Raw genomic sequence first — 13978 nt, 5'->3', positions numbered from 1 at the left:
TTCCTTTCTTATCAGATAGTGATATCTGCTTTCATATAGTGAATCGTATCTTTCTTGTCTGGCTGGTATTCCGCTACACTGACCAGTAGTGTCAAGGGACCAATACGGCCGATAAACATCAACAACATAACGATGCTGAGGGCTAACTTACCTAACTCCGGCGTTAAATTTGCCGTCACTCCAACTGTCGCAAGCGCTGAAATAGTCTCAAACATGAGGTAGATAAAGCGCGGATTTCCCTCTGCGGTTACCCCTAGCAGGATCAAGCCCAGCAAGAATGTCAGCAAGAAGATAATAAAGACACTGAAAGATTTTTGCACGGTTCGGGGTTCAATGGTCCTCCGAGCAACATTGGCATGAGGCAAGCCCAATAGTTCGCTACGAGCAAAGACCAACAAGACAAAGAAGGTCGTAATCTTGAGCCCCCCTGCTGTCCCTCCAGGCGCCCCTCCCAGAAACATCTGCAAGATGTAGATCAGTAAGGTAACTGGTCGAGCCTGGGTGTAGTCAATTGAAGCAAATCCTGCCGTTCTCATGCTGACGGTCTGGAAGAAACTAACCAGCAGTTTCTCTGGAGCGCTGAGATTTCCAATCGTTCCAGGATTATTCCACTCAATTAAGAGAGTCGATACTGTTCCAAAGAGCAGAATTCCCGCCGTTAAAAAGAGAACCAGCTTGGTATGAAAGCGAAGACGGCGTTTTTTCTTCTTCCCAAACTGGGTCGCTAGATCAAACCAGACCATAAATCCTAGCCCCCCCGTGATAATCAAGCCTGCAATCACTAGATTGATTAAGGGATCCGTTTGAAATGCTACCAAACTCGTACTTCCAAAATTATCAAATCCAGCATTACAGAAAGCTGAAACAGCCAAAAAGATAGAGGTTAGAATCCCTCGCCCCCAGCCAAATTCGGGGATAAAGCGAAAACTCAAGAGAAAGGCACCAATTCCTTCCACCAGAAAAGTCGTCAGAAAGATTGAGCGGATGAAGTCCTTTAGAGACTGGGTTTCTCCATAACCGAAACTTTCTTGAATGGTCTCACGGCCACGAAGACTGAGCTTTTGCTTGCCACGGATATAAAAGATTCCGATAAAGGTCATGAGCCCCAAACCACCAATCTGGATTAAGAGCATACAGATTAGCTGGCCCCATATATTATAAGTAGAGGCCACTGGCAGGGTGAAGAGCCCTGTCACACAGACCATGGACACGGTCGTAAAGAGATGGTCAAAGTAGGTCGCTTGTGACGTTGTTGCTTGCACAAAGGGAAGACTTAAAAGGAGAGAACCTAAGAAGATCACTAGAGTAAAACTTAAAAAGATGCGACGGGCTGGCGATAAACGTCCCAGTGTCGTCCTGATTTTTTCCAAAAAAGATTTGAATAACATAACTACATTCTACCATAAAAACAGCAAGAACACTCACATGTGGTGCACAATGGCAAGACAGAGTTCGAGTGCCTTATCAAAAGCTTCAGAGCCCCAGTCACGACTGTCGTAATTATCTAGATCCGCTAAGGAATCTGCGGTAAAGAGCAATTCCCCCCAGACAACACCACGTAGTTGGGCAACTGCCGCAAGAGCAGAGCACTCCATCTCCACAACAGCACAGCCTTCTTCCTTACGATAAGCCACCTTTTCAGCCGTCTCTCGGTAAAAACCATCTGTCGTCCAGGTCATAACTTCCTCGTAAGGAATGCCTCTTTGTTCTAAGACTTGCTCAATGGCAGAGACAGCCTCAATCTGCATCTCCATATAACGAGAAGCCGCTACATAATGGTAGCTGGTCCCCTCATCTCGCAAAGCGCGAACAGGGACAAGAAAGGCATTCTCCTCTATATCGGCTAGGACTCCACAGGTACCTGTGGAAATGATTTGCTCCACACCATAGCCAATCAACCAATCCATAAACTGGGCTGCTGGGGCAGAACCAACGGGCGCTTGGGCCAGACAAATCTTCTCGTTCTTGTAGTTGATGACGTAGACTGGATAAGTCTTGGTGGCAGAAACAAATTCACCAGCACAGTCCGCCCCTACTTCCTGAGCATAGCGGTCAATCTCTTCCTCCAAAAATGCATAGATACACTTCTTTGGCAACTTTAAGTCCAATCCCTCATGTGTTGGCATAAGGACTGCCTGGGGATTGTCATCAAACTCTAAAATAGGAATCGCATGTTTCTGAATCATAGCCCACCTCCTCTAATTTTGTACTATTGTATCAAAAACTGACGGAGTGTCAAGGAAATCTCAATCAAATACTCTGCCCCAACCTACAAATAAGATGCTAATTAAAACAAGTCTAGTGAAAAACTTTAAAACCTAAAAATACTACTATAAAAACGAATGATGATATTTAGTTACAGGAAACTACTTCTCATTCATTCGTTTTTTAATTACTATTGGACAATATTAATCTTTAGTGTCAGCTAACTATTTACTGAAAAGAATTCCCTCAGTGAGCTCGACAAAACCGGTCTCTTTTACTTTTCTTTAACTGGGATTTCCTTGATAACTCGCGCAGGATTGCCAGCTAGGACAACATTGTCGCCGAAGGACTTGGTGATTACAGCCCCTGCTCCTTCCACTACGTTATTGCCCAGAGTCACTCCGGGAAGAACAATGACACCACCTCCAGCCCAGAAATTGTCACCGATGGTGATGGGCTTGCCGTATTCGACCCCTGAATTACGTTCATGCGGATCTAGTGGGTGGAGTGGGGTTAAAAACTGGCAGTTGGGGCCAAGCATGGCATTTTTACCGATGCGAATCGGACAAACATCCAGCATGGTCAAATTCCAATTAGAATAAAAATTTTCCCCTAGATGGATATTGACTCCATAATCGACCACCAGACGTGGATTGACATAGAGATTTTGCCCAGTTGAGCCAAACCAAGTCTTGATAATATCCGCTCCCTTCAAGGGATCTTCTTCTTGGTTAAAGGCAGATTGTTTTTGGCGAGAGGCCTGCGCCAAGATCCGTAATTCAGGATCCGACGGACGGTAAGGCTCCCCTGCTATCATTTTTTGGTATTCGCTGGTCATCTTAACACCTCATACTTACTTTGGACCCATCATATCAAAAAGCCTTTGAAAGGTCAAGAATAGCCTGCTTTCTAGACTCTCGAAACCATTCCCCATCCTAACTCAAAACAACTTACTTGACAAAAGCTTGACTTCATGGTTTAATATACCCCATAAGGGTATATTTGGAGGTGCCTATGTTTCACTTATTATTTACAAAAATTGACAGTATTTCTACCAGCGAGTTAGAATCTAAACTCAGAGAACCAATTCAGCTACTAGATGTTCGGACGCCTACGGAATTCCATAGAGGTCATATCAAAAATGCCAAAAATGTTCCTTTAACGGAAATCGGATCCTACACACCTGCGACAAAAGAAACACTTTATGTCATTTGTCATTCTGGTGTGCGAAGCAAACTAGCTGCGAAAAAGCTTAAGAAAAAAGGCTATGATGTCATCAATGTACGAGGCGGTATGAGCGCTTGGACAGGTAAGGTCATCTAGAAGCATAAAGGAGAAAATCAATGAAAATTATCATTGTCGGGGGAGTTGCAGGCGGAATGTCAGCAGCAACCCGTCTCAGACGCCTCATGGAAGACGCTGAGATCATTATTTTTGAGAAAGGTCCCTTTGTTTCCTTTGCAAACTGCGGACTTCCTTACTATGTTTCAGGAGAAATTGCAAACCGTGATAGTTTATTGGTCCAAACTCCTGAAAGTCTCAGGGCACGCTTTAATCTGGATGTTCGTCCTTTCCATGAGGTCATCAGCATTTCGCCAGCAGAGCACACTGTGACCGTACGCCATGATGGACAGGAATTCACAGAAAGCTACGACAAATTGATCCTCTCCCCAGGAGCTAAACCATTTGTTCCTACCATTGAAGGTTTGGCAGAAGCTAAGAATGCCTACACGCTCCGCAATGTTCCCGATCTTGATGAAATTATGGTGGCCTTGGACAATCATCCAAAAGAAGCTGTCGTTATCGGTGCAGGCTTTATCGGGCTTGAAATGGCTGAAAATCTTGCGAAACGTGGATTGCAAGTTACCATCGTTGAGAAAGCACCCCATGTCTTGCCACCATTAGATCACGAAATGGCAGCCTTTGTCCAAGCAGAATTGCTGGCAAACGGCGTTCGCGTTATCACTTCTCAGTCTGCGACTCGATTTGAAGACCAAGGAAAAGTCATCGTTCTCGAAAACGATCAAAAGATCACTTTTGACCTCACCATCCTTTCTGTCGGTGTTGAGCCTGAAAATGGACTGGCTAAAGCTGCGGGGATTGAACTGGGACTTCGTGGTGGAATTCTGGTCGATGAACATTATGAAACCAGTCAAAAAGACATTTTTGCAGTTGGGGATGCCATCGTCGTCAAGCAAGATATTACGGGTCAAGATGCTCTCATCTCTCTCGCTTCTCCTGCCAATCGTCAGGGACGCCAAGTGGCGGACGTCATCGCAGGACTCGGTCGTACAAATAAGGGCAGTATCGGCACTGCAATCGTTCGTGCCTTTGATATGACAGCTGCTTCGACTGGTCTCAGCGAACGCATTCTTCGCATGAATCAACTCCCTTACAAGGCACTTCATGTCAGCGGAAAAGACCACGCCGGTTATTATCCAGGCGCTACTGATATGACCTTGAAGCTCCTCTTTGACCCAACCACTGGAAAAATCTATGGTGCCCAAGGAGTTGGAAAGAAAGGTGTTGACAAGCGAATCGATATCCTAGCTACTGCCATCAAGGGAAATCTCACCGTCTTTGACTTACCAGAGTTAGAGTTTACCTATGCGCCACCTTTTGGTTCTGCCAAGGATCCCGTCAATATGCTGGGCTACGCAGCCTTGAACCTTATCGAAGGTCTCAGCGACAATATTCAATGGTACCAGCTCGAAGGCGAACTGGCTAAGGGGAAAAAGTTCCTAGATGTACGGACAAGTGGCGAATTCCAAAGTGGTCGACTTAAGGTTGACACCATCCACATCCCCCTAAACGAACTACGGGAACGCTTGGATGAACTAGACAGGAACCAAGCCTACATCGTTAGCTGCCACAGTGGTTTACGCAGCTATATCGCAGAGCGTATCCTCAAGCAAGCAGGATTTACCGTCCAAAACCTTGACGGCGCTTATTCACTATACAAAATGGCGAATCCAGAAGGAGTAGAATATGGTAACTAATATCAGCATGGCTGACTTTTATGAAAAATATCAACATGAAAATCTAGATCTTATCGATGTCCGTGAAGTACATGAATTCCAAGCAGGACATGCACCGGGTGCCAAAAATCTTCCGTTAAGTACCTTGGAGCAAGGCTACAAAGAACTCAAACCTGACCATGAATACCATGTCATCTGCCAAGGAGGAGTGCGTTCTGCCTCTGCCTGTCAATTTCTCAGCGCCCAAGGGCTCACCGTTACCAATGTAGAGGGGGGTATGAATGCTTGGCCCGCTCAAGTAGAATAAATAATCTTCTACAAGAATCTATTACCCCATACAAAAAGCAACAGATATGCCGTTGCTTTTTGTATGATTAAGAATGCTCTAGATAAAATCAAGTCAAACTCCTCATAAACTATAACTGAGCATATAAATTGACTTCTATATTTTTAGTGATACAATACATAGAATGCCATTTGTTAAGTACGTTCAGTATAAAATTAAAAACTTTGGCATTAAGGAAGGAATTCACTATGAAATCAAAAACTATTGCACTTTCTGTTGCAACATTAGCCAGTGTTAGTTTATTAGTAGCTTGTGCCCCTACAGCTCAACAACAAAATCAACAACCTGCTCAACAAACACAACAATCTAACCAAAATCAACAGTCTGACCAACAAAATCAGCAATCTAACCAACAAAACACTAACAATAACAACCAAGCTGCTCCAGCTCAAAATGCTCCAGTAGCTCAACCTGAAAACATCGATGGAACCTATCAAGGACAAGATGACCATGATCAAATTACTTTGACTGTTACTGGTAAAACAGGAACATGGACAAAATTAGAATCTGACGGGGACCAAAAAATTAAACAAGTTACTTTTGATCCAGCAAACCAACGTATGATCATTGGTGATGATGTACAAATCTACACTGTTAACGGAAATCAAATTACAGTAGATGATACTGACTTTGATCCTTCTGATCGAATTATTTTATCAAAATAATCATAAAAAGAGGCCTAAAAATAGAGCCTCTTTTTCTCAACGTTAAAACTTACATTAAACTATCCTACTGATGGCATTTTTGTCTTTATGATAAAGTAAACAATTACTTCACTTCCTTTTAATCAAGTATCGGATAGCCTTTTCTAGGCGTGCCTTTTGAGCTTCAGGATCATCTAGTGGCTGATTGATACATTCAGTAAGGTTTTCCGTAATTATCATCTCAATCACGCGCTCCACACTAGATTTCACGGCTGTCAGTTGCGTCACAATATCAGCACAATCACGATCTTCTTCAATCATCTTTTGAATCCCACGCAACTGGCCCTCTGAACGTTTCAAACGAGTAATATACTTTGAGTTTGTCATTGATTTATCCTTGGTCACTTTTTCTTCATTATATCTCGAATAAGGAGCTTTGTCAAAATTCTCATCCTATCTGTCTTTATAGGAGACAACCTTTTCTCTGTATCAGAAAGAAAAGATTGGTGAGCAAGAAAATGGAAAAGAAACTCTATTCTTCTTGAAGCTCGATGGGAAATAAAATTTCCTATTAACCAACTGACTTTTATGCCTTATATCTTGGACAAAAAGGCTAGGATCACTATCCCATAGACTAGGACTAGAGCCAGCCCAAATCCGATACCAAACCACTTGTAAAACTTATCCATTCCGCTGTAACGTTCGACATAGGCCCTGGTCGGCTTGTCTGGATCATACCAGACCGTCAGTTCCGAATGAAGGGGGAAATGGGTCTGCATCAAGCGTTTGAAGGAAACAAAGGAGTTGCTGTAGCGAGTGATTGAAGGCGCCAGCATATCTTCTCTTGTATAGTCCTTTAAAAATTTAGTAGTCCCCCACGGAATTGTGACCGTTTTGAACATAAAATACTGCAAGGTTTTCTTATAAGTAATCCCATCCACCGTATATTCGACGATAGGTGGATATCCCTCACGAAAACGGCTATAGCCGATAACTGTTCCCTGTACGAATGACTGGGCAAGGCGGACCAACTTCTGATCTCGAAGATAAAGGTAGAGAAAGGTCCCACATACAAATACAAAAGATAGGAAGGTGACGATTGTCCCAACTATCAAACCAATCACTTCTTTAGTCATATGAACTCCTCCTGTTATTTTATACAGTAAAATCCCAAAATTAACTCCTCCAGAAAGGACATCGATGTCCTCGAGTCTACTCTTCGGATTTTTCTTTTGACTGTTTTTCTCTCAAATCTTTTACAGATTCCGATATGATATCTCTCACCTGTTCGTCAGTAAGTCCTGGAATCTGGTAATAAGGATTATTGGATTCGCTTTTTGACGGTTTTGTTCCTGAACTTTCGGTTTTAGAACTTTGTTCAGTCGAAGACGAGGATTTCGACTCTGAGGAACTGGATTCTTTGGTCTTAGAGGAACTGGACGACTCAGACTCAGAAGACTTGGACGTTACAGGCGTTTTAGAATCAAGCTTAGGCGGCTTGTTTACTTGGTCGTTCGGCTGTTTCACAGGTTTATAGAATATCCCAAAAGACAACAGCAAGGCCATCAAGATCCCAATACCAGCCAAGGTTCTTTTATTGGCTTCAGCCGAGGGAACCTTTACTCCCTTTGTACTGAGTATTTTCCATTCTGGATGCTCTTTTTCTATGGCTTTTTTCTGTCTCCTAAGAGGACCAAGTAGAAAATGATTAAAAGGCACAATCGTTACCATAGCCACCGTTATAAGCGGGACATAATTGGAATGACTTGATACCAGTAGAACATCGAGTATAGCGAGAAGAATGAAGAGGAAACGCCCCACAAACTTACGAACTTGATGCTCTTTTTTGATCTGCAAATATCGCTCTTGTGACATTATCATTCCCTCTTTTCTATTTCTTCCCTAAATATCACTTTCCCCTGCTTGTATTTTCGTACGGCTAAGAGCCAGCGTATTGGGTTGTTTTGGAACAAGAGCAGTACGACACTAATTGGGACGATTGTTGCTCCGATTGGTGCTATGAACATGGACGGCTCAAACCATTCATGTTCATAGTAGGGAATGAAGGTCCCAGGTATGGCAAAGAACACAACAATAACAAAAACAAATAGAAGAACGAGAATAACAAATAGATACAATATGATTTTATCGACTGTTGGTTCCTTATCTGGAGACTTTTTCCAAAATTTACTACTTTCAACCGCTTCTTTAAACTGCTCTTCACTTGCTGGGACAAGCGACTTAGCCCCACTGTAGAACAGTTTTTCAAATCCATAAACACTTCCGATAAAAACGAAAAGGATAGCGGCTAGATGGATCGGAATCATCCACTCACTCAATCTAAAGGGAGCTATCAAGGAGCGAATCCAAATACTGATGACAGCAACTAGCAAGAAAGCAAAGAAGACAACCCAAGGCCACTTGGATTTCTTTGAATTGATGGCGCCTTCACTATCTGGCCAGTTGCTAGAGTCTGTCGTTAATGCCTCTCTCGTCCTTGTATTATAGTAGACGGATTGCAGGTTTCCTTGACCTATATAAATGATTTTTCTCATCTTACATTTCTCCCTCTTTCCCTTGGCTATCGTCCTGTAATGTCTCCATCAGCTCTTTGAACAGACGTTTGCGTGTTTTCATCCGAAAATCATAGACCATATATGTAAGAATACCAACCCCTAACATGTACATAAGTAAAAATTGAAAATCAGAAACAGTCAGATAACGATAGGCTGAAAAAATCGTTATTAAAACAAAAATGTAGCAAACTACTGTCAACGCCCTAGATTTTCTCCTAAGTGTTTTGATATTGGCTTTTGTCAGCCGGACTTTTCTAAATCTATCTGTCTTCATTTTACGTCGGGTAGATTTGACAAGGAGAATGGTCCCGAAAATCAAAAACAGAGACATCAAGATAAAAAAGATCAAATTGAAAGGGGATGAGACATCTCCAAAGGTTTGGTTGAGCAACTTTGACAGCCGTTGGAAGGAATAGATTGCAATAGGGGCTGCAATGGCTGAATAATTCATGCCTTGTTTTACACTGTAGAATATTTGATTCTTCAGATCATAATAGATAAAAGAGTCCTCCAGAGGGCCCATACTGATTAAATTTTTTACACTTGTGTCCATCTTATTCCCATTTCCTAAACTCAAAACAGAGTCCTACTTTCTCTCAAAAGCATCGTGACAACGATTGTCAGCAGTCTAGCCGATTTCGGCATTTGCCTTCCTAGAGAAAGAAAAGTTTATTAGTATTATAGCACGAACCCCCCGAAAAGGAAAAATATCCCCGGCAGATACCATTGCTAAAGACAAGAAAGGCTTCGTCATTTCATACAAAAGCGAACAAGTCCGCATTCTAAAAACAGAATACGAGCTTGTCCGCCTTTTTCTATGTATATGATGCGTTTTCCTCATCTCATCGTTCCAAGCGAATGCGGGTCACAATCCCGTCTGGGTCTACAAGATCCAACTCACTCGAATTTAGCCATTTGATCGGTACTTCTAGCTCTTGTGCTTGCTGAACGATGGCTAGGAGTTCTTCCTTTCTTTCGACCTCAAGGACGTAGTGGGCCAAGCCTGGCAAGCCTTGCTCACGCGAAGCTAGCCCTTTTCCAGCCCATTCGTTAACAGCCAGGTGGTGATGGTACTGACCTGCCGCTATCCAACTAGCACTCGGAATGCTAAATTTATCTTCTAGCCCTAACACCTTTTGATAAAACTGGCTCGCCGCCCGACTATCCTTAACCGATAGATGGATATGCCCCATTCTCGTCCCTTCAGCTAGAATAAAGGGACCCACCTTCTCCCCTAACTCATAGATGTCCTGTGCCGCAAGGGCTTCGGTCACACCGATAATGCGGCCGTCTTCTCGAATATCCCATGAAGACACTGGCTTATCACGGTAGAGTTCAATGCCATTTCCTTCCAAATCCTCTAGATAAAGGGCCTCGCTGTATCCATGATCTGCACCTCCAACCAGAGGAATCCGCAAGTCACTTAGGTGTTTCAAGACATCTGCCAAGGCTTTTCGTGTCGGCAACAAAATCGCCAGATGGTAGAGCCCATAATGCTCCCTTACTTCGCCAGCCTTTTCTGCCTGAATCAAGTGAACCAAGGCTTTTCGATCAAGTCCCAAAATCGCTTCTGTCTCTGTTTGCGATAAAATCTCCAAGCCAATAATCTGGTGATAAAAAGCCGTTTGACTCGTCAAATCCTTGACATTTAAAACCGCCTCTGCTAGATAAATGTGGCTTTGGTATGCATAAGTCATAGGGTGTCTCCTTTTATTTGTTGTAACGTTATCAATTACATCAATTATACACTATTGAGATAGAATGTCAACGAAGACAACTCAAAAGAGCTGGAAACCAGCTCTTCTTTTTATTTTACAACCAGCTCGTAACGAGTTTTGCTGGTAAAGGTTTGCCCTGCTTTAAGAATGACTTGGTCTTTGAGGTTGCTGTGAATGGCATCTGGTAAAGCTTGCGCTTCAAGGGCAATCCCATTGTGCTGCACCATTGGCTGGCCTCCGATGAGTACGCTCTCATCCACAAAGTTTGCTGAGTAGACCACAAAGCAAGGGGCCTCTGTCTTGAAAAGTAGGAAACGACCTGAGTTTTGGTCATAAAGGAAACCAGCATTGTCATGACCTGCAGGAAGGGCAAATGGGTGATCCAAACCAGATACCAACTGGATTTGCTCATCGTCCTCTGCAAAGATATCCTTGAGCAAAGCACCATTGTAGATGTGTTTCACCACATCGCGATCAGCATCTGGAGTTTTTGATGGCACACCGTCCGGGGCAATTGGGTAAATGCCCTCCGTATTTAGCTGGAAGACATGGCGGTCAACTGTCTGCGTGAAATCACCAGACAAGTTGAAGTAGCTGTGATTAGTTGGATTGACAAGCGTATCCTGATCTGTCGTCACCTTATAGCTGACTTCGTAGGCACCAGTTTCTTCCAAGTGATAGCTAATCCAAATCTTAAGATTACCAGGAAATCCTCCTGTCCCGTCTGTACGCTCTGTGTAGAGAGTCAAGCCATGGTCGCTCACCTCAACCAATTCAAACAAGCTCGAATCCCAACCTGTTGAACCACTGTGGTTACAGTTGCTAGCGTTGTTGACTTCAAGGTCATAGGTCTGACCATTGAGCTCAAATGTTGCACCTGCAATACGGCCCGCTACAGGACCTACACTTGCTCCATGCTTGGGACTATTGCCTACATAGCTAGCAAAATCATCAAAGCCCAAAATCACATTGGCAAAGTTTCCAGCCTTGTCAGGTGTGACATAGCGCAAGATGGTTGCACCATAAGTCATAACTTCAAGCTGGTAGCCGCCGTCAGTCTCAAAGCGATAGGCCAAGACATCCTTGCCCTCATGATTTCCAAATACACGCTCTGTGTATGCTTTCATTCTTCTCTCCTTTGATCCATTTCTCTTAAGTAAACAAACCATAGAGAGTGTATTTACCATCTATGGTTGTAGTTTCTATTTTCAGAATCCTTTGTCAGAAAACCTTAAGTATTTTCTTAACAAAAGGGGTTTCTTCTATACCTGTTTTATGCTTCTACACGTTCAGTCCATGAAGTTGCTGTTGTTTTGAGAACTTTGTTGAGTTCGTCAATGTTCTCAAAACCAGTTGTGCGAAGCCAGTCACGAGCTGCTGCCTCATCATCCTTGATGTAGGCTTCAACTGATCCAGCCCATGTAGCACGGCCGCAAAGAACTCCATTGAAGTTTGCGCCTGATTCGTGGGCAAAGACAAGTGTTTCTTGGAAGAGTTTAGCTGACACACCTGCACTCAAGTAGATGTATGGCAAGTTAGTTGCTTCATCTTGTGCTTTGAAGAAAGCTGCCGCTTCTTCGCGTGTATGCACAATTTCACCATCACCAAAACCTTCAACGTATTTGACGTTGACTGGAACTTCTACTTTCAAGACATCGATGTTGAAGCGTGGGTCTGAGAAGACCTTCATAGCACCGATAACCTTGTGTGGTTTCACTTTAGCGTATTCTGCAGAACCTGCATCCGCAATCTTTTCATCGTAAGCCAAGATTTCAAGGAAGAATGGAATGTCTTCCGCCACACACTCAGAACCAATACGTTCGATGTAGGCTTGTTTTTCTTGGTTGAGTTCGTCAGAGCTGTCTACGTCATAGTAAAGCAAGAACTTCACAGCATCTGCACCTTGTTCCTTGATGCGTTTGGCAGACCAAACATCCAAGCAGTCAGGCAAACGTTTGGTGCTTGTTGTATCGTAGCCAGTTTTCTCATAAGCAAGGAGAAGACCAGCATTTGGATCAAGGGCTTTAGTAGCTGGAAGACCATACTCAGGGTCAAGGAGCATAGAGGATGCGTATTTTGTCAATTCATCTGCAACCAAAACTTTGAGTTCTTCCATTTGAGCCACTGTTGGCTCTTCTGTTTGGTATTGAGCCATAAGGCGTTTCAAAGCACCACGTTGGTCAAAGGCAAGAGCTGAGATAATGCCGTTCTCATCTGAAAGTTTTTGCAAGCAAGCTACTTTATTGGGACTTAATTGTAATTTACTCATAGACACTTCCTTATTTTTGATATTCATGAATGATCACACCTTGTACCACACGGTTTACAGTGCCAGTAGGAGATGGTGTATCTGGTTTATTTTCTACCTTGAGTGAAGTCAATAGGGCAAAGAGTTGGGCATAAACGATGTAAGGGAAGACACGGTAAATATCGTTCAAGACACCGCCACAACCAAGGGCTACTTCTTTGACATTTTCAAGATCAAAGGCTTGATCACTCAAGAGCACAACACGACGAGCAATCTGATCACCAGCCACTTCACGAACCAAGTCCAAGTCGTACTTGCGAGTGTAGTCTGTCGTTGTACCAAAGATCAAAACAACTGTATCTTCGTTGATAAGAGATTTTGGACCGTGACGGAAGCCAACTGGGCTTTCATACATGGTCGCCACTTGACCAGCTGTTAATTCCAAAATCTTGAGCTGAGCTTCATGAGCAAGCCCAAAGAAAGGACCAGCACCAAGATAGATGACGCGGTTAAAGTCAAGGTCTACAAGCCCTTTAACATCTGCTGCATTGTCTAGAACTTTGCGGGCAAGGCTAGACACAACTTCAAAACGTTCAGCTTTCACAGCAAATTCTGTAGGATCAAAAACCAAGAGAGCTGTTAGCATCATGGACGTAAAGCTAGAAGTCATGGCAAATCCAGCGTCATTAGAAGCAGCTGGTTGCAAGAGCAAAAGATTGCGGTCATCGCCATGAGCTTGAAGCGCCAATTTACCATCTGCAGCACATGTAATGGTCACTTGGTAAAGCTCATCTACCAAGGCTTTGGCCAAATCAACCGTCGCCACACTTTCAGGTGAATTCCCACTACGAGCAAAGGAAACAAGGACAGTCGCCACATCTTTTTTCAAATAAGTTTCTGGATTGGCAACGATATCTGTTGTCGCAATGGCATTGAAATTCCATTTGCGTTCGTCATAGACTTCCTTAAAGTAAGGCACCAAGGTATCTCCCACATAAGCAGAAGTCCCAGCACCCGTCAAGATGACCTTGATATAGTCATGCTTATCAGCGATTCCTTGTAGGAATGCTGCAATTTCTTCTCGTTTTGCTTGATAGGCTTCAAAAGCCTCTTTCCATACATCAGGCTGTTGGTAGATCTCACGAGTCGTGATTTCTGCACCCAGTTCAAGTAATTCTTCTTTTGTGTAATTTAGCATAGAGTTCCTCTAATCTATTGTTGTTTCATTCCTATTGAAAATATGGGAATGGGATTGACTCCCAT

General features: G+C 43.3%; 16 protein-coding genes. 4 read left to right on the top strand and 12 right to left on the bottom strand.

Annotation, left to right across the window (positions count from 1 at the left end):
• Window positions 1-11: 11 nt before the first annotated feature.
• The 3 genes from ACLV7H_RS00635 to ACLV7H_RS00625 form a co-directional block, all read right to left on the bottom strand.
• The gene (locus tag ACLV7H_RS00635; protein WP_411866087.1) at window positions 12-1388 is read right to left on the bottom strand and encodes a TrkH family potassium uptake protein; all 1377 of its coding nucleotides are present in this window, start codon (window positions 1386-1388) and stop codon (window positions 12-14) included.
• Between the two features lie 33 nt (window positions 1389-1421).
• Window positions 1422-2186 carry a nucleoside phosphorylase gene (locus ACLV7H_RS00630; protein ID WP_411866086.1) on the bottom strand — a complete coding sequence of 255 codons (765 nt, stop codon included), beginning with the start codon at window positions 2184-2186 and terminating at the stop codon, window positions 1422-1424.
• Window positions 2187-2479: 293 nt separating this feature from the next.
• Window positions 2480-3043: a sugar O-acetyltransferase gene (locus ACLV7H_RS00625; protein ID WP_411866085.1), complete on the bottom strand. Its 564-nt coding sequence runs from the start codon at window positions 3041-3043 to the stop codon at window positions 2480-2482.
• Between the two features lie 176 nt (window positions 3044-3219).
• On the opposite strand from ACLV7H_RS00625, the gene ACLV7H_RS00620 reads away from it, so the two are divergent.
• The 4 genes from ACLV7H_RS00620 (at window position 3220) to ACLV7H_RS00605 (ending at window position 6194) form a co-directional block, all read left to right on the top strand.
• A complete protein-coding gene (locus ACLV7H_RS00620) occupies window positions 3220-3528 on the top strand; it encodes a rhodanese-like domain-containing protein (protein WP_411866084.1) in 309 nt (102 codons plus the stop codon).
• A 20-nt stretch (window positions 3529-3548) separates the two neighbouring features.
• Entirely contained in the window at window positions 3549-5204 is a 1656-nt protein-coding gene (locus ACLV7H_RS00615; protein ID WP_411866083.1) for an FAD-dependent oxidoreductase, read from the top strand.
• Window positions 5194-5490: a rhodanese-like domain-containing protein gene (locus ACLV7H_RS00610; RefSeq protein WP_045593852.1), complete on the top strand. Its 297-nt coding sequence runs from the start codon at window positions 5194-5196 to the stop codon at window positions 5488-5490. The genes ACLV7H_RS00615 and ACLV7H_RS00610 overlap by 11 nt, the downstream gene beginning before the upstream one ends.
• Before the next feature lie 227 nt (window positions 5491-5717).
• A complete protein-coding gene (locus ACLV7H_RS00605) occupies window positions 5718-6194 on the top strand; it encodes an SP_0198 family lipoprotein (RefSeq protein ID WP_045593850.1) in 477 nt (158 codons plus the stop codon).
• Between the two features lie 108 nt (window positions 6195-6302).
• On the opposite strand, the gene ACLV7H_RS00600 is transcribed toward ACLV7H_RS00605, so the two are convergent.
• The 9 genes from ACLV7H_RS00600 to ACLV7H_RS00560 form a co-directional block, all read right to left on the bottom strand.
• Complete coding sequence (locus ACLV7H_RS00600; protein ID WP_045594097.1) at window positions 6303-6560, bottom strand: metal-sensitive transcriptional regulator; 258 nt, start codon at window positions 6558-6560, stop codon at window positions 6303-6305.
• A 206-nt stretch (window positions 6561-6766) separates the two neighbouring features.
• Window positions 6767-7309 (bottom strand): DUF3592 domain-containing protein, encoded by a 543-nt coding sequence (locus tag ACLV7H_RS00595; RefSeq protein ID WP_411866082.1) that lies wholly within the window; start codon window positions 7307-7309, stop codon window positions 6767-6769.
• A gap of 76 nt (window positions 7310-7385) precedes the next feature.
• Window positions 7386-8048 carry a hypothetical protein gene (locus ACLV7H_RS00590; protein ID WP_411866081.1) on the bottom strand — a complete coding sequence of 221 codons (663 nt, stop codon included), beginning with the start codon at window positions 8046-8048 and terminating at the stop codon, window positions 7386-7388.
• A gap of 2 nt (window positions 8049-8050) precedes the next feature.
• The gene (locus tag ACLV7H_RS00585; protein WP_045593845.1) at window positions 8051-8728 is read right to left on the bottom strand and encodes a hypothetical protein; all 678 of its coding nucleotides are present in this window, start codon (window positions 8726-8728) and stop codon (window positions 8051-8053) included.
• Between the two features lies 1 nt (window position 8729).
• Complete coding sequence (locus ACLV7H_RS00580) at window positions 8730-9302, bottom strand: hypothetical protein (protein WP_045593843.1); 573 nt, start codon at window positions 9300-9302, stop codon at window positions 8730-8732.
• A 289-nt stretch (window positions 9303-9591) separates the two neighbouring features.
• Window positions 9592-10446: a VOC family protein gene (locus tag ACLV7H_RS00575; protein ID WP_045593842.1), complete on the bottom strand. Its 855-nt coding sequence runs from the start codon at window positions 10444-10446 to the stop codon at window positions 9592-9594.
• A gap of 110 nt (window positions 10447-10556) precedes the next feature.
• A complete protein-coding gene (locus ACLV7H_RS00570; RefSeq protein ID WP_045593839.1) occupies window positions 10557-11594 on the bottom strand; it encodes an aldose epimerase family protein in 1038 nt (345 codons plus the stop codon).
• A gap of 146 nt (window positions 11595-11740) precedes the next feature.
• The gene (gene lacD, locus ACLV7H_RS00565; RefSeq protein WP_045594095.1) at window positions 11741-12736 is read right to left on the bottom strand and encodes a tagatose-bisphosphate aldolase; all 996 of its coding nucleotides are present in this window, start codon (window positions 12734-12736) and stop codon (window positions 11741-11743) included.
• A 10-nt stretch (window positions 12737-12746) separates the two neighbouring features.
• Window positions 12747-13913 (bottom strand): SIS domain-containing protein, encoded by a 1167-nt coding sequence (locus ACLV7H_RS00560; protein ID WP_045593837.1) that lies wholly within the window; start codon window positions 13911-13913, stop codon window positions 12747-12749.
• Window positions 13914-13978: the final 65 nt, after the last annotated feature.

This window comes from Streptococcus oralis, assembly GCF_965111685.1.
In the GTDB taxonomy this organism is placed as follows: domain Bacteria; phylum Bacillota; class Bacilli; order Lactobacillales; family Streptococcaceae; genus Streptococcus; species Streptococcus oralis_B.
This window is presented reverse-complemented; position numbering and strand designations above follow the sequence as displayed.